Origin of the sequence: Trinickia dinghuensis, assembly GCF_003367175.1 — a bacterium.
In the GTDB taxonomy this organism is placed as follows: Bacteria; Pseudomonadota; Gammaproteobacteria; order Burkholderiales; family Burkholderiaceae; genus Trinickia; species Trinickia dinghuensis.
On the sequence record NZ_QRGA01000011.1, the window covers coordinates 241,094 to 262,166 of the forward strand.

At 64.6% G+C, this 21,073-nt stretch carries 20 protein-coding genes; 3 read left to right on the plus strand and 17 right to left on the minus strand.

The window, feature by feature from the left end; genetic code table 11:
- Positions 1 to 25 precede the first annotated feature (25 nt).
- Together pgsA and uvrC are read right to left on the minus strand one after the other, a co-directional pair.
- Complete coding sequence (gene pgsA, locus DWV00_RS20740; protein WP_115535479.1) at positions 26 to 619, minus strand: CDP-diacylglycerol--glycerol-3-phosphate 3-phosphatidyltransferase; 594 nt, start codon at positions 617 to 619, stop codon at positions 26 to 28.
- Positions 620 to 766: 147 nt separating this feature from the next.
- Complete coding sequence (gene uvrC / locus DWV00_RS20745; RefSeq protein WP_115535480.1) at positions 767 to 2,776, minus strand: excinuclease ABC subunit UvrC; 2,010 nt, start codon at positions 2,774 to 2,776, stop codon at positions 767 to 769.
- Positions 2,777 to 2,970: 194 nt separating this feature from the next.
- On the opposite strand from uvrC, the gene earP reads away from it, so the two are divergent.
- The 3 genes from earP to DWV00_RS20760 all read left to right on the plus strand — a co-directional run bounded on the left by earP (position 2,971) and on the right by DWV00_RS20760 (position 6,654).
- On the plus strand, positions 2,971 to 4,230 hold the full coding sequence (gene earP / locus DWV00_RS20750; RefSeq protein WP_115535481.1) for an elongation factor P maturation arginine rhamnosyltransferase EarP: 1,260 nt from the start codon (positions 2,971 to 2,973) through the stop codon (positions 4,228 to 4,230).
- A gap of 160 nt (positions 4,231 to 4,390) precedes the next feature.
- Complete coding sequence (gene efp / locus DWV00_RS20755; RefSeq protein ID WP_115535482.1) at positions 4,391 to 4,948, plus strand: elongation factor P; 558 nt, start codon at positions 4,391 to 4,393, stop codon at positions 4,946 to 4,948.
- Positions 4,949 to 5,271: 323 nt separating this feature from the next.
- On the plus strand, positions 5,272 to 6,654 hold the full coding sequence (locus DWV00_RS20760; protein ID WP_115535483.1) for a sigma-54-dependent transcriptional regulator: 1,383 nt from the start codon (positions 5,272 to 5,274) through the stop codon (positions 6,652 to 6,654).
- 97 nt (positions 6,655 to 6,751) lie between these two features.
- On the opposite strand, the gene nagZ is transcribed toward DWV00_RS20760, so the two are convergent.
- From nagZ to fabF, 15 genes are all read right to left on the minus strand, one after another.
- A complete protein-coding gene (gene nagZ, locus DWV00_RS20765; RefSeq protein WP_115535574.1) occupies positions 6,752 to 7,780 on the minus strand; it encodes a beta-N-acetylhexosaminidase in 1,029 nt (342 codons plus the stop codon).
- 67 nt (positions 7,781 to 7,847) lie between these two features.
- Positions 7,848 to 8,261: a holo-ACP synthase gene (acpS, locus tag DWV00_RS20770; RefSeq protein WP_115535484.1), complete on the minus strand. Its 414-nt coding sequence runs from the start codon at positions 8,259 to 8,261 to the stop codon at positions 7,848 to 7,850.
- Between the two features lie 32 nt (positions 8,262 to 8,293).
- Positions 8,294 to 9,058 carry a pyridoxine 5'-phosphate synthase gene (gene pdxJ, locus DWV00_RS20775; RefSeq protein WP_115535485.1) on the minus strand — a complete coding sequence of 255 codons (765 nt, stop codon included), beginning with the start codon at positions 9,056 to 9,058 and terminating at the stop codon, positions 8,294 to 8,296.
- Positions 9,055 to 9,828, minus strand: a complete 774-nt coding sequence (gene recO / locus DWV00_RS20780) for a DNA repair protein RecO (RefSeq protein WP_425452809.1) — start codon at positions 9,826 to 9,828, stop codon at positions 9,055 to 9,057. Before recO ends, pdxJ begins: the two co-directional genes overlap by 4 nt.
- Complete coding sequence (gene era, locus DWV00_RS20785) at positions 9,815 to 10,678, minus strand: GTPase Era (RefSeq protein ID WP_115535486.1); 864 nt, start codon at positions 10,676 to 10,678, stop codon at positions 9,815 to 9,817. Before era ends, recO begins: the two co-directional genes overlap by 14 nt.
- 103 nt (positions 10,679 to 10,781) lie before the next feature.
- Positions 10,782 to 11,939, minus strand: coding sequence for a ribonuclease III (gene rnc, locus DWV00_RS20790; protein ID WP_115535487.1), 1,158 nt, complete (start codon positions 11,937 to 11,939; stop codon positions 10,782 to 10,784).
- Positions 11,940 to 12,073: 134 nt separating this feature from the next.
- Positions 12,074 to 12,967, minus strand: a complete 894-nt coding sequence (gene lepB / locus DWV00_RS20795) for a signal peptidase I (RefSeq protein ID WP_115535488.1) — start codon at positions 12,965 to 12,967, stop codon at positions 12,074 to 12,076.
- A gap of 15 nt (positions 12,968 to 12,982) precedes the next feature.
- Positions 12,983 to 14,776, minus strand: coding sequence for a translation elongation factor 4 (gene lepA / locus DWV00_RS20800; RefSeq protein ID WP_115535489.1), 1,794 nt, complete (start codon positions 14,774 to 14,776; stop codon positions 12,983 to 12,985).
- Between the two features lie 220 nt (positions 14,777 to 14,996).
- Positions 14,997 to 15,257, minus strand: a complete 261-nt coding sequence (locus tag DWV00_RS20805; RefSeq protein ID WP_115535490.1) for a glutaredoxin family protein — start codon at positions 15,255 to 15,257, stop codon at positions 14,997 to 14,999.
- Entirely contained in the window at positions 15,254 to 16,765 is a 1,512-nt protein-coding gene (locus DWV00_RS20810) for a DegQ family serine endoprotease (protein ID WP_115535491.1), read from the minus strand. The genes DWV00_RS20805 and DWV00_RS20810 overlap by 4 nt, the downstream gene beginning before the upstream one ends.
- 19 nt (positions 16,766 to 16,784) lie before the next feature.
- Positions 16,785 to 17,828 (minus strand): MucB/RseB C-terminal domain-containing protein, encoded by a 1,044-nt coding sequence (locus DWV00_RS20815; protein WP_115535492.1) that lies wholly within the window; start codon positions 17,826 to 17,828, stop codon positions 16,785 to 16,787.
- Between the two features lie 4 nt (positions 17,829 to 17,832).
- Complete coding sequence (locus tag DWV00_RS20820) at positions 17,833 to 18,453, minus strand: sigma-E factor negative regulatory protein (RefSeq protein WP_115535575.1); 621 nt, start codon at positions 18,451 to 18,453, stop codon at positions 17,833 to 17,835.
- Between the two features lie 93 nt (positions 18,454 to 18,546).
- On the minus strand, positions 18,547 to 19,146 hold the full coding sequence (rpoE, locus tag DWV00_RS20825; protein WP_115535493.1) for an RNA polymerase sigma factor RpoE: 600 nt from the start codon (positions 19,144 to 19,146) through the stop codon (positions 18,547 to 18,549).
- 165 nt (positions 19,147 to 19,311) lie between these two features.
- Complete coding sequence (locus DWV00_RS20830; protein ID WP_115535494.1) at positions 19,312 to 19,764, minus strand: protein YgfX; 453 nt, start codon at positions 19,762 to 19,764, stop codon at positions 19,312 to 19,314.
- Positions 19,765 to 19,776: 12 nt separating this feature from the next.
- Positions 19,777 to 21,015: a beta-ketoacyl-ACP synthase II gene (fabF, locus tag DWV00_RS20835; protein ID WP_115535495.1), complete on the minus strand. Its 1,239-nt coding sequence runs from the start codon at positions 21,013 to 21,015 to the stop codon at positions 19,777 to 19,779.
- Positions 21,016 to 21,073: the final 58 nt, after the last annotated feature.

Below are 21,073 nucleotides of genomic sequence, written 5' to 3' on the forward strand. Positions count from 1 at the left end.
GCGCCGCTCCATATCGGCATCAGTATTAGTTCGCGCCGCCGCGCTCGCGAATTTGCGGCCAGGCGAGCTTCATGTAATAGAGCATCGACCAGATCGTCAGGACGGCGGCGAGATAGATGAGCCAAATCCCCCAAACGCGCGTGTCGATCGCGAGGCCGCCGCCGAGCGGTACCTTGCCGTAGTACAGCAGCATGGGAATCGCCACCATTTGGCAAGCCGTCTTGAATTTACCGAGCTGGTTGACGGCGACGCTCTTCGAGGCGCCGATCTGCGCCATCCATTCGCGCAGGGCCGAAATGGCAATTTCGCGGCCGACGATCACGAGCGCGATCGCCGACTGGATCCGCGTGAGCTGCACGAGCACGAGCAAGGCGGCCGTCACCATGAGCTTGTCGGCGACCGGATCGAGAAACGCGCCGAACGCCGACGTCTGGTTCCATTTACGAGCGAGGAAGCCGTCGAACCAATCGGTCAGTGCGGCCAGCACGAAGATCGCCGCCGCGGCCATGTTGCGATCGACGCCGCTCATCATCGAATCGGGCAAATAGAAAACGCCGACGACGAGCGGAATCAGCACGATCCGCAGCCATGTCAGAAAGATCGGAAAGTTGAACGGCATGGACGAGTGGCAGGCGTTGAGGTAAGGGAGCGGGTCAAGGATGCGCCATTGTGCCGCGTCGCCGGACCCGCCACAAGCCGAGCGCCCGAGCACCCGGCCGATGACCGCATGGGTTGAACTGGCCGGGGGCCGCTCCCCCGGGACACGCTAATGCAATTGGCGGTAGATCTGCTCGGCGAGCGAGTGCGAGATCCCCTCTACGCTGGCCAGATCCTCGACGCTCGCCGCGACGACGCCGCGCAAGCCGCCGAAGCGCGCGAGCAGCCGCTGGCGCCGCTTCGCGCCGACGCCTTCGAGCTCTTCGAGCCGCGACGTCTGACGCGCCTTCGCCCGTTTCGCGCGCATGCCGGTGATCGCAAAGCGGTGCGCTTCGTCGCGGATCTGCGCGACCAGCATCAGCGCGGCACTTTCCTTGCCGAGTTCGAGGGCCGTGCGGCCATCCGCGAATACGAGCGTCTCCAATCCGACCTTGCGGCCCTCGCCCTTGGCCACGCCAACGAGCATCGAGCGATCGAGCCCGAGTTCGGTGAACACTTGGCGCGCGACCTCGACTTGCCCCTTGCCGCCGTCGATCAGCACGATGTTCGGCAAGACGCCGCCGCCGGCGATGGTGTCCGCGGAATCGGCCGCGGCTAGCGGCTCGCCCTCGGCCTGCGGCGCCTGCGCGCGATCGTCGGCGCTCTCGGCGGCCAGCAGCGCGAGCTTCTCGTAGCGACGCGTGAGCACCTGCCGCATCGCGGCATAGTCGTCGCCCGGCGTGATGCCGGCGATGTTGAAGCGCCGATACTCCGACGTCTGCATCTTGTGGTCGCGATAAACGACGCACGACGCCTGCGTCGCCTCGCCCATCGTATGGCTGATGTCGAAGCACTCGACGCGCAGCGAAGCAAGATCGTCGCACTCCATGCTCAGCACTTCGGCCAGCGCCCGCGTGCGCGCCTGCTGCGAGCCGCGTTCGGACAGCAGCCGCGCGAGCGCGAGACGCGCGTTCTGCTCGGCCATCCCGAGCCAGACGCGGCGCTGCCCCTGCGGCTGACGCACGAACACCACCTTGTGCCCGGCCTGCTCGGTCAGCAGATCGACGAGTTCGGGGTTGGCCGGTGCATGACTAACGACGAGCACGGGCGGAACACGGTTGCCGAGATAGTGCTGCGCGATGAACGCTTCGAGCACTTCGGTTTCGACGCCGGGTTCGAGACGGTTCGCGGCCTCAGGCTCGCTCTGCGTTTGCGGTTCCTGCTCCGCATCGTCCGCCTCGTCCCCTCCGAACCCGCTTTCCACATGCGCCGGGAAATAAGCCTTATCGCCCAGATGCCGCCCGCCGCGCACCATCGCGAGGTTCACGCAGACGCGGCCGCCGAGCGCGACGACAGCCAGAATATCGACGTCGCTGTCGCCGCCGACTTCGATCGCCTGCTGATGCAGGACGGTCGAGAGCGAGCTCATCTGATTGCGCACCGCCGCCGCCTGCTCGAACTTGAGCTCGGCCGCGAACGCATGCATCTTGGTTTCCAGCTCCTTCATGACCTCGCTTTGCCGGCCGAGCAGAAAGCGCGAGGCGTTCGAGACGTCGCGCGCGTAATCCTCTTCGCCGATCGCGCCGACGCACGGCGCCGTGCAGCGTCCGATCTGATGCAGCAGGCAAGGCCGAGTCCGGTTGTTGAACACCGAGTCCTCGCAGGTGCGCAGTTGAAAGACGCGCTGCAGGATCTGGATGCTCTCGCGCACGGCCCAGGCGCTCGGAAACGGCCCGAAGTATTGGTTCTTCTTGTCCACCGCGCCGCGGTAGTACGCCATGCGCGGAAACGCATGGCCCGTGAGCTTCAGATACGGATACGACTTGTCGTCGCGAAAGAGAATGTTGTAGCGCGGCGCGAGCGCCTTGATGAGATTGTTTTCGAGCAGCAGCGCCTCGGCCTCCGAGCGCGTGACCGTCGTTTCGATCCGGGCAATGCGCGTGATCATCATCGCGATGCGCGGGGAAAGCTGCGTCTTCGTGAAGTAGCTCGATACGCGCTTTTTGAGATCGCGTGCCTTGCCGACATAGAGCACATTCTCTTGCGCGTCGTAATAGCGATACACGCCCGGCAAATGCGGTAATTGGGCTAGGAACTTCTTCGGTTCGAAAGGCGGGTTCGGAGCGTCGGAATCGGTCATGCGAGTCAGGTGCGAAGCGCCGCGCTGGGCTAACGGTAACGCGCGGCGTGCTTTAGAATCTTGCCAGTTTAGACCATTTGCGCAAGCGTTCGCGCCGCCGGGCCGCGTGGCGCAACGTGGCACAACGCCCGTTCCCGCTGCGCCGCTGCCCGTTTCTTGCGTATGGCTCGTCCGTTCCTCGTTTGATCCAGCCCATGGCCCCGACTCGACCCGCACGCCCCGCCGCAGCGCCCGACGCTCCCCTGCCCGCGATCCACGGGGTGCCGGCCGAGCATGCGCCTAGCGCCCCCGTACCGGCGCCCGGCGACACCCTGTCTTGCGACCTCTTTTGCGCCGTCATCGACAACTTCGGCGACGTCGGCGTCTGCTGGCGCCTGGCTCGCCAGCTGTCGTCCGAATACGGCTGGCAGGTACGCCTGCTCGTCGACGATCTGCATACGTTCGCCCGCCTCTGCCCGGCGCTCGACGTCACGCGGCCCCGTCAGCGCGTCGACGGCATCGTGGTGGAGCACTGGCACGCGCCCGCGCATGCGGGCGACGCGCTCGCGGTGGCCGACATCGTCATCGAGGCGTTCGCCTGCGAGCTTCCGCCGGCGTACGTTGCCGCGATGGCCCGGCGTCATCGCAGCCCCGTCTGGCTGAACCTCGAATATTTGAGTGCCGAGGATTGGGTGGCGGAATGCCATCTCAAGCCATCGCCGCATGCCCGTTATCCGCTGACGAAAACGTTCTTTTTTCCCGGTCTCGGGCCGGGCACGGGGGGCGTGATCAAAGAGCGCAAGCTCGACGACGCGCGCCTTGCATTCGACGCGTCCTCGACGGCGCGCGAGGCCTGGTGGCGGCAGACGACCGGCGCCGCCGCGCCGGAATCGAACGCGACCGTGATCTCGCTGTTCTCCTACGAAAACCCCGCCGTCGACGGCTTGCTCGAACAATGGCGGGATGGCGCCGAGCCGATCGTGCTGCTCGTGCCCGAAGGCCGTATCTCCGGCGCGCTCGCCCGTTTCGCAGGGCAATCGGCGTTCGCCGCCGGCGCGCATTTCGCATGCGGCAGCCTGCGGGCCCATTCGCTGGCGTTCCGCCCCCAGCCCGAATTCGATACGCTGCTCTGGGCGAGCCATCTGAATTTCGTGCGCGGAGAAGACTCGTTCGTGCGTGCTCAGTGGGCCCGCCGGCCCTTCGTTTGGCACATCTACCCCCAGGCGGACGCCGCTCACCTGCCCAAGCTCGACGCCGCGCTCGCGCATTACGCGCGCGAGCTGGCGCCGGCCGCGCAGACGGCGCTCGGCCGCTTTTGGCATGCCTGGAACGGGGCCGGAACGCCCGATTGGGCCGATTTTTGGGATCACCGGCACGTGCTCCGAACGCGTGCCGAGCGTTGGGCTGACGAGCTTGCGTCTATCGGCGATCTCGCCGCGAACCTAGCCGAATTCGCAAAATCTCAGTTAAAATAAACGGTTATCCAACGGCGTAGCGTTTAAGAGCGCGCCGGCGATCCGGCGGAAGTTAAGCCGGGCAGGCCGGTAGCACCGAGCGAAGCGCGACCGATTGAAGCGATCGATGTCGATGCCGTTGAGCAACAGATCAATCACTTTATTCGCACAGGATCGTTTTATGAAGATTGCACAGGAACTGCGCACGGGCAACGTCGTGATGATTGGCAGCGACGCCATGGTCGTGCAAAAGGCCGAATACAACAAGTCGGGTCGTAACTCGGCCGTCGTCAAGATGAAGCTCAAGAATCTGCTGACGGGCGCCGGCATGGAATCGGTCTACAAGGCGGACGACAAGTTCGACGTCGTCGTGCTCGACCGCAAGGAAGTGACGTACTCGTACTTCGCCGATCCGATGTATGTGTTCATGGACGCCGACTACAACCAGTTCGAAGTCGAAGCCGAGATGATGGGCAATGCGCTCAACTACCTCCAAGACGGCATGCCCTGCGAAGTCGTGTTCTACAACGAGAAGGCGATTTCGGTCGAACTGCCGACCACCCTCGTGCGCGAAATCACGTACACGGAGCCCGCGGTCAAGGGCGATACGTCGTCGGGCAAGGTGCTCAAGACGGCGAAGCTCACCACCGGTTTCGAACTGCAAGTGCCGCTTTTCTGCAACATCGGCGACAAGATCGAAATCGATACGCGTACCGACGAATACCGCAGCCGCGCGTAAGCGTGCCAGCTCATGGCGCCCGTGGGCGCCATATACGGAACGTTATACCGACTGAAAGCGCCCCCAGGGGCGCTTTTTTTTTCGTATGAGTGGTGTATGGTTAAGCAATCTTTACCGGTCGTTTTTTCACTGTAGGCCGGCCCGACCTGCCGCTCTTGCCGAGTGGTGGGTGCAAACCCTTGTTCTATAAAGGAGAACGATCTGGCACGCCAAATGCTTTCTCAATTGGTAGCCCGCACGCCGTCGAGTTGCGTTTCCCGTGGATGGCGTCATTCCTTCCGGGCGCCGACGGGCTCTCGACTTCCTAATTGATTACGCCAGCCATGCCACACGCCCTGATTGTCGAAGACGATCCCAATAGCTTGTCCGGCCTCAATGCGATCGTCGCCGCCGACGGCTTTTCCGTCGATACGGCCGCCTCGCTCGCCGAGGCGCGCGCCGCATTGACGCGCTTCATCCCCGATGTTGTCTTGATCGATCTGAATTTGCCGGACGGCAGCGGGCTCGATCTGCTGCATAACCTGCCGGCCCAGCCGGACGGGGTGGTCCCTGTGATCGTGATGACGGGTAACGCGACGGTGGAAAGCGCCATCGAAGGATTGCGTCACGGGATTTGGGACTACCTGCTCAAGCCGGTCAACATCCCGCGGCTGCGCAGCCTGCTCGCCCGCATTCCGCGTCCCTACGAATTGACGGAAGAGGTGCAGGCGCTGCGCGCGTCGCTGCGCCGGCTCGGCCGCTTCGGCCCGATCATCGGCCGCAGCGACGCCATCCAGCATGTCTACGATGCGATCGAGCGCCTCGCGCCGACCGAATCGGCCGTGCTCATTTGCGGAGAAGCGGGAACGGGCAAGGAAATCGCCGCGCGCACGCTGCATGAGATGAGCCGGCGCCGCAAAGGCCCGTTCGTCGTATTCGACTGCCGCGCATTCGCGCGCGACGGCGGCGGCATCGAACGCGGGCTCGACAGCATGCTGTTCGGCCAGGAAAGCGCGATACCGTCGATCGAGCGGCGCGAACCGGGACTGTTCGAGCAAGCGGCGGGAGGCACGCTGTTCCTCGACGAAATCGCCGACTTGCCGTTGCCGCAGCAAGAAGCGCTGCTGCGCGCCCTCGATTCGCAGACGTACATGCGGGTGGGCGGCAACAATCAAGTCAGCGTCGATTGCCGCATCGTCGCGGCCACGCGCAAGCCCGCCCGCGACGCCGTCGCTCAGGGCGTGCTGCGCGAAGATCTTTGGCTGCGGCTCGATGCCGCTTCGATCGCCTTGCCGCCACTGCGCGAGCGGGACGACGACGCCGTGCTGCTGGCCGAGGCACTCGTCGACGAACTGAACCGCGAGATCAACGCGAGCGGCCTCGCCACCGTGAACAAGCGCATCGGCCCAAACCTCGTGCGGGAGTGTCTGACCTACGATTGGCCCGGCAACGTCCGCGAACTGCACGAACGCGTGCGGCGTGCCTACAACGCGTCGGGGGAAATCGTCGATTCGCTGCGCGCCGACGAGACGAACGGTTCGGGCGGACGGCGGCTGAACGGTGGCAGCGTGCAGGTGACGGTCGGCACGCCGCTGTCCGACGTGGAAGATTTGCTGATTCGGGCGACGCTCGACGCCGTCGGCGGCACGCGTCACCGGGCTGCCACGCTGCTCGGCATCAGCCCGAAGACGCTCTATAACAAGCTGCAACGCATGAAGATGGCTTAGCGGCCAATAACCGGGCGCGGCGCGGCGATCGAACCGCGCTCGGCCGGCGCCCCTTTTCGTGCCTCTCGCTTTTACCTGTCTGTGTCGGCCTTAGCCCTTAGCCGAAGGCGCTCGCAAGCAGCGCCTTCGCGTCGAGATACGCGGGCCGCTCGATGAGCTTGCGCCAGCTCGGCGCCTTACCGCGGCCGCGCAGTTGCCTCAGGCGCCGCTCGCTCTCTTTCGAAGGCGCGTACCTCAACTCGTTGAGGACGGTCTCGGCGGCTTCCGGGACGTTGCAGACCAGCACCATGTCGCAGCCGGCCTCGAGCGCCGCTTGGGCCGCCTGCGTCAGCGTGCCGCCGGCGCGGGCCGCCTCCATCGACAAATCGTCGCTGAAAATCGCCCCCTTGAAACCGAGCCGATCGCGCAGGATGTCTTGTAGCCAGATGCGCGAGAACCCCGCAGGCTTGTCGTCCACCTTCGAGTAGATCACGTGCGCCGGGATGACCGAGGCCAGCGCCATGCCGAGCCAATCGTAAGGCGCGGCATCGTCGTTCAGGATCTCGTCGAGCGAGCGCTCGTCCGTGGGCAACGCGACGTGCGAGTCGGCCGCGGCGAAGCCGTGCCCCGGAAAGTGCTTGCCGCAGTTGCCCATGCCGGCCAACGCAAGCCCATGGTTCAGGCTCTTCGCCAGCAACGTGACCACGCGCGGATCGCGATGGAACGAGCGATCGCCGATCACCGTCGAACGGCCGTAATCGAGATCGAGCACCGGCGTGAAGCTCATGTCGATGCCGCTCGCGCGCAGCTCGGCGGCGAGCACATAGCCAGCCGCCGTCGCCACTTTCGTCGCCTGCAGCACATCGCGGTCCCACAGTTCGCCCAAGCGCCGCATCGCGGGCAGCACCGTGAAACCATCGGTGCGAAAACGCTGGACGCGTCCGCCCTCGTGGTCGACGGCAATCAACAGGTCTTCACGCACGTCGCGGATCGCTTCGGTCAACGCAATCAGCTGCCCGCGGTTCTCGTAGTGACGCGCGAACAGAATGACGCCACCCGTCATCGGATGGGCGAGGCGCCGCACGTCGCCGTCGGTGAGGACTTGACCCTTGACGTCGAGCATCACTGGGCCGGGAGGATTTTTCATCGATTCGAGGAGCATGTCGGAGAAAGGAAAATAGCAGCCGGATTGGGCGGCGGGCGCACGTTTCCGCTCAGGCCGCGGGTGCCGCCATGTCCGATTCGGCAATGACGAACGCCACGGCATAGTCGCGCTCGTCGCTGACGGTCACGCGCGCCGTGATCCCGCGCGCGGCAAGCCAATCGGCCAGCTCGCCCGACGCCTTGACGATGGGCTTGCCGCTGGCCTCGTTCAACGTCTGCAGCGCGCGCCAGGTCATCGGCCAGCGCATGCCGAGCCCGATCGCCTTGGAGAAAGCCTCCTTCGCCGAAAAACGCGTCGCGAGAAACGCGAGGCCGCGCACCTCGGAGCGGGCCTTGCGCGCGTGATAGACGCGCAGTTCGTCGGGGCCGAGCACCTTCTCGGCGAAGCGCCCGTTCGTGCGCGCCATCACCGCCGCCACGCGGCTCACTTGGATGACGTCCGTGCCGATACCGTAGATGGCCATAGGGGATATGCGCGTAGGGAAAGACGCAACGATCAGCGCGCCGCCGCGAGACGCGCGGCCACCATGATGGCCTTCATCTCGCGCACCGCGTTGTCCCAGCCCGCGAAAATCGCGTGCGCGACGATGGCATGGCCGATGTTCAGCTCGACGATGCCCTCGATCGCCGCGATCGGCTGCACGTTCGTATAGTGCAGGCCGTGCCCGGCATTGACCTTCAACCCGAGCGAGGCGCCCAGCGCGACGCCGTGCACGATGCGCTCGAACTCGCGCTGCTGTTCGGCTTGGTCGTGCGCGTCGGCATAGCGCCCCGTATGCAGTTCGATGACGGGCGCACCGGCTTCGTGCGCCGCGCGAATCTGCGCGTCGTCCGGGTCGATGAACAGCGAGACGCGCGAACCCGCCTCGGCCAGCTGCTTGCACGCGGCACGCACGGCCTCGAAGCGGCCGGTGACATCGAGACCGCCTTCCGTCGTCAGCTCCTCGCGTTTTTCCGGCACGAGGCAGACGTCGTGCGGACGCACGTCGCAAGCGATGTCGAGCATCTCCTGCGTGACCGCGCACTCGAGGTTCATCCGCGTGGCCAACCGTGGGCGCAGTGCGCGCACGTCGGCATCGACGATATGGCGGCGATCCTCGCGCAGATGCAGCGTGATGGCGTCGGCGCCGGCCGCCTCCGCCTGCAGCGCGGCGCGGATCGGATCGGGATAGTGCGTGCCGCGCGCGTTGCGCAGCGTGGCGACGTGATCGATGTTGACACCGAGTTCGATGGCGCTCGGCGACGTCAGAAAGAAGCTCATAAGTTCTGCAGATCGAGAAGAATCTGGCGGGTCGCGAGCGGCGTACCGCCAAGATAAGTGTTGAGCAGAAAGCGCATCAGCGTCTTGCTTTGCGCGACGGTCTGGGCACGATGGTAATCGTCGCGCTCCATATCGAGCAACGTTTGTCCCGAAACGACCGGCCAATGCGCGGGCTGCTCGCTCGCTTGCTCGCGCACGCCGCGCTCGGGATCGAAGACGTAGCGGCCTTCGGGCATCACGGCCTTGCGCGCGACGGTTCGGTCGAGCGCCATCGCGTAGCCGGTCTCGCGCAGCAGCACGCGCTCGAACGAGCGCAGCACCTGCACGGGCGGTTCATCGTGCGCGAGCCGCGTCAGCGTGACGACGTAGTGGTGAAACAGCGGCGGATGCGGATCCTCGCGCGCGCAGAACTTGACGAGCAGTTCGTTGACGTAAAAGCCGCACAGCAGCGCGTCGCCGGTCAAAGGCAGCATGCCGCCGACCCACTCCGCGCCCGTCAACGTACGCATCTCCGATTTGCCCGACCACGACATCGCGAGCGGCTGAAACGTCTGCAGCACGCCGCGCAGCGCCGAGTGAGGGCGCTTCGCCCCCTTCGCGACGAGCGCTAGGCGGCCGTGGTCGCGCGAAAAGACATCGATGATGAGACTCGTCTCGCGATACGGATAGCTGTGCAGGACGAATGCCGGCTGCTCGGCGATGCGATGCGACGGCTCGCGCGGCGCACGACGCGCGGCGGCCGCCGGAAGCCCTTCCTCATTCGTACCCATAGGCACGCAGCCCGGCTTCGTTGTCGGCCCAACCGCTCTTCACCTTGATGAAGGTCTCGAGATAAACGGGACCGTCGAAGAGCTTCTCCATGTCGAGCCGCGCCTCGGTGCTGATCTGTTTGAGCTTGGCGCCCTTGTGGCCGATGATCATCGCCTTGTGCGCATCGCGATCGACGAGGATCGTCGCGAAGACGCGGCGCAGGCGCCCTTCCGTTTCGAACTTTTCGATCAGGACGGTGCTCGTGTACGGCAGCTCGTCTCCCGTCCAGCGGAACACCTTCTCGCGCAAGATCTCGGCGGCGAGAAAACGCTCGCTGCGATCGGTCAGATCGTCCTCGCCGTACATCGGCGTGCCTTCGGGCAGATAAGGCTTGACCGTATCGAGCAGACGCTTGACGTCGTCGACGTGCTTCGCCGACAGCGGCACGATTTCCTTGAATTCGCGCAGCGCACTCATCTTTTGAAAGAACGGATAGAGCGTCTTTTTGTCGTTGACCCGATCGAGCTTGTTCGCGACGAGCAGCGTCGGCGCGGACGGCGGAATCAGATCGAGCACCTTTTGATCGTCGGGACCGAACCGGCCCGCTTCGATCACGAACAGCACGGCATCGACGGAGGTTAGCGTCGAAGTGACGGCCCGGTTCAGCGAACGATTGAGCGCGCCGCTGTGCTGAGTCTGAAAACCGGGGGTATCGACGAAGATGAACTGCGCATCGTCGAACGTATGGATACCCGTGATGCGATGGCGCGTCGTTTGCGCCTTGCGCGATGTGATGCTGATTTTTTGGCCGACGAGCGCGTTCATCAACGTCGATTTGCCGACGTTCGGCCGGCCGACGATGGCGACCATGCCGCAGCGAAAGCCGGAGGGAGTGGGGGTATCGGTCATGCGGAACAGGCGATTCGGAAAGGGGCGATGCGGCCCATGAGAGGCGCCGCGAACGCGAATGAGATCATGAATGGTCAGGCTCGGGCGCGCGCGGACGCGCCGTGCCGGCGATATCCGAGACGAGTTCGGCCTCGCCGCCGGGTGTGTTGCCGTTGGCGTTCGGCTGCTCGTCGGCCTTCGCCGGACCCGCGGATTCGGGCTTGGCCGGTGTCGCGGCCTCCGGCTTGCCGGTGCCGGCATCCCCCTTGGCGGGTGTCTCCGGCGTACGCGCCGGCGCTTTGTGTTCGACATGCGCGGCACGAATCATTGCCGGCGGCGCGCTCGCACTAGCGCTGGCACCGGCGCTCGGACTCGCCACCGCCCGCTCCGAACCTTCGCCCGCGCCGGCCGCCTTCGCGGCCTCGCCCCGCGCGCTCTTCTCGCCACGGCGTTCGGGTGAACGCAAATCGAGCGCCGCCTGAATGCCCTTCACGCCGGGCACGACCTCGGGTTCGCCGTGTTTGGCGGCACGCGCTCCGCGCGAACGCTTCGATTTGACTTCGAGCGCGGGCTGCACCGCGATGACTTCTTCGAGCGCCTTCTTGGCCGCCGCCTGTTCGGCCGCGCGCCGGCTCGCCCCGGAGCCCGACACCTTGACGTCGAGTTTGGGCACCGAGCATTCGACTTCGAACTGCTGGTTGTGAGCGGCGCCGTGCGTGGCGACGACCGTGTACGTGGGCAACGCGATCTTGTGGCCCTGCAGATATTCCTGCAGCAGCGTCTTGGAATCCTTGCCGAGCGTGCGCGGATCGATGTGATCGAGGATCGGCACGTACAGGCGCTTGATGACCGTCTGAGCCGCGTCGAAACCGCCGTCTAGGAAGATGGCGCCGAGAATGGCCTCGAATGCGTCGGCCAGGATCGACGGCCGCCGGAACCCGCCGCTGCGCAGTTCGCCCTCGCCGAGCCGCAGGCTTTCCGAAATATTTAGGGCCTGAGCAATTTCGTAGAGCGACTGTTGTTTGACGAGGTTGGCGCGTACGCGCGACAGATCGCCTTCGTCCAATTTGCCGAATCGCTGATACAAAAGCGCGGCCACCGCGCAATTTAGAACGGAATCGCCCAAAAATTCGAGCCGTTCATTGTGCGAGGCACTGTGACTGCGATGAGTTAACGCCTGGCGCAACAATTCCGCATTGCGAAATTCGTAGCGCAACCGGCTTTCCAGCGGAGATAGCGGCATGTGCAGAGTATAACGCGCGCGCCTCGCCCGACGGTCCTACGGGGCGAGGCGCGAAAAACGCGGCAAACCGAGTGGGCCCTGACCACGCCGCGGCAAGCGGCGCGGCCCTAGCACGCGCGCGGCGAGCAGCACGATCAGTTGAACGTGCCGATGCGTTTCAGATTGCTGAAGTTCATCCAAACGAAGAACGCGCGGCCGACGACGTTGGCATCGGGCACGAAGCCCCAGTAGCGGCTGTCGGCACTGTTGTCGCGATTGTCGCCCATCATGAAGTAATGGCCGGCCGGCACCTTGCAGACGACGCCCTCGCTGTTGTACGAGCAGTTGTCGCGAAAGGGGTAGTCTTCGGCGCCGATGACGAACGGCGGCACGGCGGGATTGTTCAAGATCCCATGGTCGCGCCCGAGCAGATGTTCCTCGAACTGCTTCGCGTAGCCGATGCGCTCTTCGTCGAAGTAGTCGGGCATCGGCGTTTCGGCGATCGGCTGGCCGTTGATCGTGAGGTGCTTGTTCTCATAGGCGATGGTGTCGCCGGGCAAGCCGATCACGCGCTTGATGTAGTCGACCGATTCATCCTTCGGATAGCGGAACACGACGACGTCACCGCGCTTGAGCGGCGAGCCCGCCGTGATCTTCGTGTTGATGATCGGCAAGCGCAGCCCGTATTCGAACTTGTTCACGAGGATGAAATCGCCGACGACCAGCGTCGGGACCATCGAACCCGAGGGAATCTTGAACGGCTCGACCACGAACGATCGCACGAGAAACACGATCAGGATGACCGGGAAGAAGCTGGCCGTGTACTCGAGCCACCAGGGCTGGCGCAGTTTCTCGTCGCGCAGGCGGGCGCGCGTTTGCGGTGCGTTTTCGTCGGCGAAGCGCTCCCCGATGCGCGCCTGCTGCTGATCGAAGTCGGCCACCGCGGCATCGGCTGCGCGCCGGCGATGCGGCAAAAATACGAGTTTATCGGCAACCCACGCGATGCCCGTCAAGATGACGAGCACAAAAAGAATCAGCGCAAAGTCCATGTAAGAGAGGTCCTGTTATTTGTCTTCGACTCGCAAGATCGCGAGGAAAGCCTCTTGCGGAATCTCGACGGTCCCGACTTGCTTCATTCGCTTCTTGCCTTCCTTTTGCTTTTCCAACAGTTTCTTTTTACGTGAGATGTCGCCCCCGTAGCACTTCGCCAACACGTTCTTGCGCAGCGCCTTGATGTTCTCGCGCGCGATGATGTGCGCGCCGATCGCCGCTTGGATCGCGACGTCGTACATCTGGCGCGGAATGATTTCGCGCATCTTCGCCGCGACTTCGCGGCCGCGGTACTGCGACTGCGCGCGGTGGACGATCACCGACAACGCATCGACCTTGTCGCCGTTGATCAGCATGTCGACCTTGACGACGTCTGACGCGCGGTATTCCTTGAACTCGTAATCCATGGACGCGTAGCCGCGCGAAACCGATTTGAGGCGGTCGAAGAAGTCGAGGACGATCTCGGCCATCGGGATCTCGTAGGTGAGCTGCACCTGACGGCCGTGGTACTGCATGTTGATCTGGTTGCCGCGCTTTTGCGTACAGAGCGTGATGACCGAGCCCACGTAATCCTGCGGCATGTACAGGTTCACGGTGACGATCGGCTCGCGGATTTCTTCGATCCTCGACGGATCGGGCATCTTGGCCGGATTCTCGACCATGATGGTCGAACCGTCGCGTTGCACGACCTCATAGACCACGGTCGGTGCCGTGGTGATGAGATCCATGTCGAATTCGCGCTCCAGCCGCTCCTGCACGATCTCCATGTGCAGCAAGCCGAGGAAGCCGCAGCGGAAACCGAAGCCGAGCGCCTGCGAGACTTCGGGCTCGTATTGCAGCGAGGCATCGTTGAGCTTGAGCTTTTCCAGCGACTCGCGCAGCGCGTCGTACTGATTCGCCTCGACCGGATAGAGACCGGCGAACACCTGCGGCTTCACTTCCTTGAAGCCGGGCAGCGGCGCCTGCGCGGGCTTCGTGGCGAGCGTGACGGTATCGCCCACCTTCGCCGCCGTCAGTTCCTTGATGCCGGCGATGATGAAGCCCACCTGCCCCGCCGAGAGTTCCTCGAGATTCTTCGACTTCGGCGTAAACACGCCAATGTGCTCGACGGGATATTGCGCCTCCGTCGCCATCATCTTGATCTTGTCCTTCGGACGCAGCGTGCCGTTCACGATGCGCACGAGCATGACCACGCCGACGTAGTTGTCGAACCACGAATCGATGATGAGCGCCTGCAGCGGCGCGGCCGGGTCGCCCTTCGGGGGCGGGACCTGCGCGATCAGCGATTCGAGGACGTCTTCGACGCCGAGCCCCGTCTTCGCGCTGCAGCGCACGGCATCCATCGCGTCGATGCCGATGACGTCTTCGATTTCGGTGATCGCGTTTTCGGGATTGGCCGCGGGCAGATCGATCTTGTTGAGCACGGGCACGACTTCGACGCCGAGCTCGATGGCCGTGTAGCAGTTCGCGACCGTCTGCGCCTCGACGCCCTGGCTCGCGTCGACGACGAGCAGCGCGCCTTCGCATGCCGACAGCGAACGGCTCACTTCGTACGAGAAGTCGACGTGCCCCGGGGTATCGATGAGATTCAGGTTGTAGAGCTTGCCGTCGCGCGCCCGATAGTGGAGCGCGGCCGTTTGTGCCTTGATCGTGATGCCGCGCTCGCGCTCGAGATCCATCGAGTCGAGCACTTGCGATTCCATTTCGCGGTCGGACAGGCCGCCGCACAGTTGAATGATGCGATCGGCGAGCGTCGACTTGCCATGGTCGATGTGCGCAATGATCGAGAAGTTGCGTATGTGATCCATTCAGGGCCGATCAAGCGAAAAAGGCGCGCTCGGACAACTGCGGAGCACGCCTTGTAAGTACGTGAAAAAACGGCCTATTTTAGCCGAAATGACCGTCTCACGGGGCATTTCGAGGCGCCGGGCGCTCGCGGATACCGCGCATACCGAACCGCCCGAGGCTGTACGAGCTTGTCTGCCGCCGCGATCGCACGCCGCGCGGGTGTTCGAGCGCCGCATCGGATTAGGCGAGATGCGACGCCAACGCCGCCCGCACGCGCGCTTCATCCAGCCGATAGCGGCAAAGTTCGACGCCGTTGCAGACGAGCACCGGCACGAGTTCGTCGTACAGCGCAACGAGCGCGGGATCGGTATCGACGTCGACGACTTCGATCGTCGCGCCGAACGCACGGGCCAGCGGCTCGAGGCCGGCGTGCATGTCCTCGCACAGATGGCACCATGCCCGCGAATAAAGCGTCAGATGCGGTGCGCCCGAGGCTTTCACTTCCCTTGCCCGCGCGGCTTGATCGGCACGAACTGCGTGTTCTCGCCGCGGCGCACGAGCACAGCCACCATCTTTTTCGGATCGAGATGGGCCGTCAGTTGCTCGAATTGCTTCGCGCTCGAAACGTCCGTATCGCCGACACGCAGGATGATGTCGCCCTTTGCCAGGCCGACGCGCGCCGCCGGGCCGTCGACGGCCTCGACCTGCACGCCGCCGGTGCGCAGCTTGAGCGACTTGATCTGATCGGCCGACAAATCCGACACGGTCACGCCAAGCGAATTGGAGGGACGAGGCTTGGGCGGCGGAGCCTGCTGGGCATCGGCCTTGGCAGTCTTGTCGGGCTGCGTCTGAACGACCGTGATCGGCACGTCGCGCGACTGCCCCTTGCGCCAGTACGTCACCGTCGCTTGCGTGCCGGGCTTCGTATCGCCGACCATCCGGGGCAAGTCCGTATCGGTATCGACGGCGACGCCGTTGAATTTCAGAATGATGTCGCCGGGCTGCAAGCCTGCCTTGTCGGCCGGACCACCAGGCTCGACGCTGCTCACGAGCGCGCCTTCCGCATGCGGCAAGCCGAGCGAATCGGCCACGTCTTTCGTCACTTCGCCGATCGACACGGCGATACGGCCGCGCACGACCTTGCCGGTCGTCTCGAGTTGATCGGCCACGCGCATGGCATCGTCGATCGGAATCGCGAACGCGATCCCCATGAACCCGCCCGTGCGGCTGTAGATCTGCGAGTTGATGCCGATCACCTCGCCCTGCATGTTGATGAGGGGGCCACCCGAATTGCCCGGGTTCACGGCCGCATCCGTCTGGATGAACGGCAAATAATCGCCCGTCTCCCGGCCCTTGGCGCTGACGATACCGGCCGTCACCGTATTGTCGAGTCCGAACGGCGAACCGATCGCCACCACCCACTCGCCCACGCGAACCTTGTTCGAATCGCCGATCGTGACGGTCGGCAAACTCGAGGCGTCGATTTTGACGACGGCGATGTCCGTCCGATCGTCGACGCCGATCAGCTTGGCCTTGAACTCGCGCTTATCGGTCAGCGTGACGTAGATGTTGTCGGCGTCGTCCACCACGTGGGCATTCGTCATCACATAGCCGTCGGCCGAAAGGATGAAGCCGGAACCCACGCCGTTGTTCGCTTCGCCGTCGCCATTGTCGGACTGATCGGGGCTGCCGCCGTGATCGCCCTGATCGCCGCGGTCGTCTCCGTGCGGCGCCTGCGGCAGCGGAATCCCGAAAAAGCGCCGGAAGAACTCCGACATATCGCCGTCACCCATGCCCGGTGCGCCATGCTGGCCGCCCGAGCCTGCCCCCGAACTCGTGATCCGAGTCGTGGTGCGGATGTTGACGACGGCCGGCCCGACCTTGTCGACGAGATCGGTGAAATCGGGCAGGTTCGACGCCGGAATGGCCGATTGCGCGAGCGGCGCAAACGACAGGCAGGCCATTGCCGCGGCGGCCGCGAGGAATTTGCGCACCGAGAGATTCGTCATAACAAGGGGAACCGGAGCGTTACTTGGGAGCTTTGTATTCTATGGCAGACGCGAAGCGCTGAAGCGTTGCCTGGGGCACTTCGCCGAGAACCGTTATCCAATAATCGCGATAACGCGTGACGAGCACATGCGTGGCGCCCGTGCTGCCGGCGCCCTCTTTGCGCGAATTGCCCTCGGCCGGCTCGACGAATACCGAGATCGTGGAGAGCCCGTCGGAAAACACGGCCTGATCGACGCCGATCGGCGGCGCGTTGGGATCGCGCGCGGCCATGAGCCGGCGCAGTTCGCGGATCGGATGGAAGCCGGCAACGTCAGGCGTGATGCGCCAGCCCTGAGATTCCATGTCCACCGGCGAAACGGGAGGGCGGACGATCGTCCAGCCGCTCGTGTTGCGCATGCCGGCCGCGATACCGGCCTTTTCCGCGGGCACGCCGACGCGCACCTGCGTAAATGCGACCTGCGCGAGCACTTGGCCCGAGGCGTCGAGCGTCTGCACGCGCAGCAGCAGCCCCGTTTTCGCATCGGCCCAGAGCTTGTAGGCGAAGCGGAACGCATCCTTCGGATCGAGTTCGATCACTTGCGCGTCGAGTCCGGCCACACGATCGGCGCCGAGCATCTTCGGGTCGTACACCGACAGCACCTGTTCCCCGCTTTCGCTCATCAGCGCGGGGAACGAATCCTTGTTGAGGCGTTTTTCGACGACGCATAGGCGCCGCTGCGGCACGAACGTGTTGAGATCGTCGCCGTGGCGCAGCACCTTGCGCGGCTGTCCATCGAGGCTTTCGAGCGACTCGAACTCGCCGTCGCCGCGCACGGCGTAGTGCGCGATCCGCGAAGACTGCACGAAATTGCCGTGCTGATAGACGAACACGCCTTCGTAATTCTCGTGCCGCGCCGCCTCTTGGATCCGATCGAGCCAGCCCGCCGCCTGCTGGCGCACCGTGGCGGTATCGGCCTCGGCAAAGGCCGCGCGCGAGGAAACCGACAACATCGCGGCCGCGCACAGCAGCCACGCCGCCCATTGCCGCGGGGCGGCGACGCGCATCGAGCGCAATGTCCGCATCGGTTTATTGGCCTTGCGAAGTCTGGACGGCAGCGCGGATGAGCGGCATCGAGCCCGCCATCATCGATTGCTGCGCGAATTGCTGGTGGGCTTCCAAATATTGATCCAGGTCGGCATCGCGGATGATGTTGCCGTCTTGCCCGTTCGGCACGTTCGTCATCGCGACCGATTGAATGCCGTCGGAACGGCCACTCGTTGCGGCCGTTTGCACCGCGCCCTGCGACGCGAAGCCATGCCACTGCGGGATGACAACCCAGCTGAGCACGGCCGCCGCGGCCGCTACCGCCAGTGCCGGAGCCACGCGCCGGCGCAGCACGGAAGCGCCGTGGCGCGACGCGGCTCGAGCCGGAGCGAGGATATGCGGCTCGGCTTCGAGCCGAGCGGCGAAGCCGGCGAGGAACGCTTGGCTCTTGGCCGGATGGGCGGCTAGATCGTCGGAACGCAGCGCATCGCCGATCAAATGGTAGGCCGACCAGGTGGTGCGGTCGACATGGTCGAACTCGGCCAGCACCTTACCGAACGATTCGGCGAACGAGCCCGGGGCCTCGAGCCCCTCCCCGTCGACGAATGCCGACAAACGCTCGCCTCGCGAGCTTCCTTGCGATTGCATCGAGACCGACCCCATGACGCTCCCCATCTTACAAACACCCCGTAGTGACACCACTTGACCCAGTTCTAATCTGTCCAGCCGAGCAGCAGACGGTCGTTGCCCCAAGCGCTACCAGCGCTTGCCTTCGGGCGTATCCAGCAGCGGACGCAATTTTGCCGCAATTGCCTCGCGAGCGCGAAAAATACGCGATCGAACCGTTCCGATGGGACACCCCATCATGTCGGCGATCTCCTCGTAGCTCAACCCTTCGATCTCGCGAAGCGTAATGGCCATGCGGAGCTCTTCCGGCAACAGCGCCATCGCGGCGTTCACCGTCTGGGCGATCTGCTTGCTCATCAACAACGACTCAGGCGTGTTGATATCCCTTAGTTGATCGGCGTCCGAGAAAGTTTCCGCCTCTTCGGCGTTTGCTTCGGTCGACGTGGGGGCGCGCCGGCTTTGCGTCGCGAGATAGTTCTTCGCCGTGTTGACGGCGATCCGGTACAGCCAGGTATAGAACGCCGACTCGCCGCGGAATTGCGGCAGGGCGCGATAAGCCTTGATGAATGCGTCTTGCGCGACGTCCTCGACCTCGGCCGGGTCGCGCACGAGCCGCGAGATCAAGCGAATGATCTTGCGATGGTATTTCGAGACCAGAAGTTCGAACGCGGCCTTGTCGCCCTGCTGCACGCGTTCGACCAGAACCTGGTCGATTTCTTTTTCGCTCACCAGTTGGGGTCCGTTCACTTGGAGGGATTGCGTAGCGGACGGCTATTGTAGCGTCCCTATCATCGCCCCATGCGCCATGTGTAACCGCCGTTACGGCCGTTACAGATTAGGTTCGGTTACAGACGGAACTTGCCGGCGCCATGGCTACCGCCGGCAACCCGCGCGCTAATGGGTCGCGTGCCGGCCGCGCACCGCCAGCGCCCGAAAGGCTGCGGCGTCGACCGCATCGGCCGCGACGACGAATGCTTTGGCGCGGCGCATGCCGCCCCCGGCCACGGCCAGGACGAGCACGCGCTCCGCCCATTGCGCGAAACCGACGATGCGCCCCTGAAACAGCGGGCGCCCCGTGCGGTCGAAGGCGGCTACGCCCTCGGGCGTCAATTCGATCGAAGCCGGCTGCCCGCGCTCATGGCGCACGAACGATACGCCGAGCGCCGCCAGCGCGGCCCCCGAGAGCCAGAGCGCATCGATCGCGCCCACGTGCGCGGTTGCGCAAACATGCACCGCCGCCGCGCACACGAGCGCGAACGCCGCCGAGGCGAGGCGCACCGTGCGCGAGCACCGCAGCGTCACACGCCGCGGCGCGCCCGGTTCGACGTCGAGGCCGGCCTGCGTCACCGGAGCGCGAACTCAGGCGCGCTTGAAGACGAGCGTGCCGTTCGTGCCGCCGAACCCGAACGAGTTCTTCAGCGCGACGTCGATCTTCATCTTCCGCGCTTCGTTCGCGCAGTAGTCGAGATCGCATTGCGGATCTTGATTGAAGATGTTGATCGTCGGGGGCGACACCTGGTTATGGACGGCCAGCACGGTAAACACCGACTCCAGACCGCCCGAGCCACCAAGCAAGTGACCCGTCATCGACTTCGTCGAGTTCACGACGACCTTCTTGGCGTGATCGCCGAGCGCGCGCTTGATGCCCGTCGTTTCCGCGAGATCGCCGAGCGGCGTCGAGGTGCCGTGCGCGTTGACGTAGTCGACCGCGTCAGCGTTGATGCCCGCATTGCGCAGCGCCGCGGCCATGCAGCGGCGCGCGCCGTCGCCGTCTTCCAGCGGCGCCGTCATGTGATAGGCATCGGCGCTCATCCCATAGCCGCTCACTTCGGCGTAGATCTTCGCGCCGCGCGCCTTCGCGTGCTCGTACTCTTCGAGCACCATGACGCCCGCGCCCTCGCCGAGCACGAAGCCGTCGCGATCGGTATCCCAGGGACGGCTGGCCGTAGCCGGATCGTCGTTGCGCTGCGACAGCGCGCGCGCCGCGGCGAACCCGCCGACGCCGAGCGGCGACACCGTCGCCTCCGCGCCGCCCGCGAGCATCATGTCGGCATCGCCGTACTCGATCAGGCGCGACGCCTCGCCGATGCAGTGCAGGCCCGTGGTACAGGCCGTGACGATCGCCAGATTCGGGCCTTTCATGCCGAAACGCATCGACAAGTGACCCGAAATCATGTTGATGATCGAGGCGGGCACGAAGAACGGCGAAATGCGCCGCGGACCGCGATTGAGCAGTTCCGTCTGCGTGTTTTCGATCATCGGCAGGCCGCCGATGCCGGAGCCGACCAGGACGCCGCAACGTTCGGCGATGGCGTCGGTGATTTCGATTCCGCTGTCCTGCATCGCCTGAATGCCGGCCGCCATGCCGTAATGGATGAACGTATCCATATGGCGGGCTTCTTTCGCGGGCATGTAGTCTTCGACGTTGAAGCCTTTCACTTCACCGGCGAAGCGCGTCGAGAAGTTCGTCGCATCGAACTTCGTGATGGTCGCGATCCCGGACTTGCCGGCGATCAGATTGGCCCAGCCGTCGGCAACATTATTGCCGACAGGCGATACCAGACCCAGGCCCGTAACAACAACACGGCGACGGCTCACGGTAACCCCTTTTCCATAAATGACAAAAGCAAAAGCCACAGTGCCCACAGGAAACCAC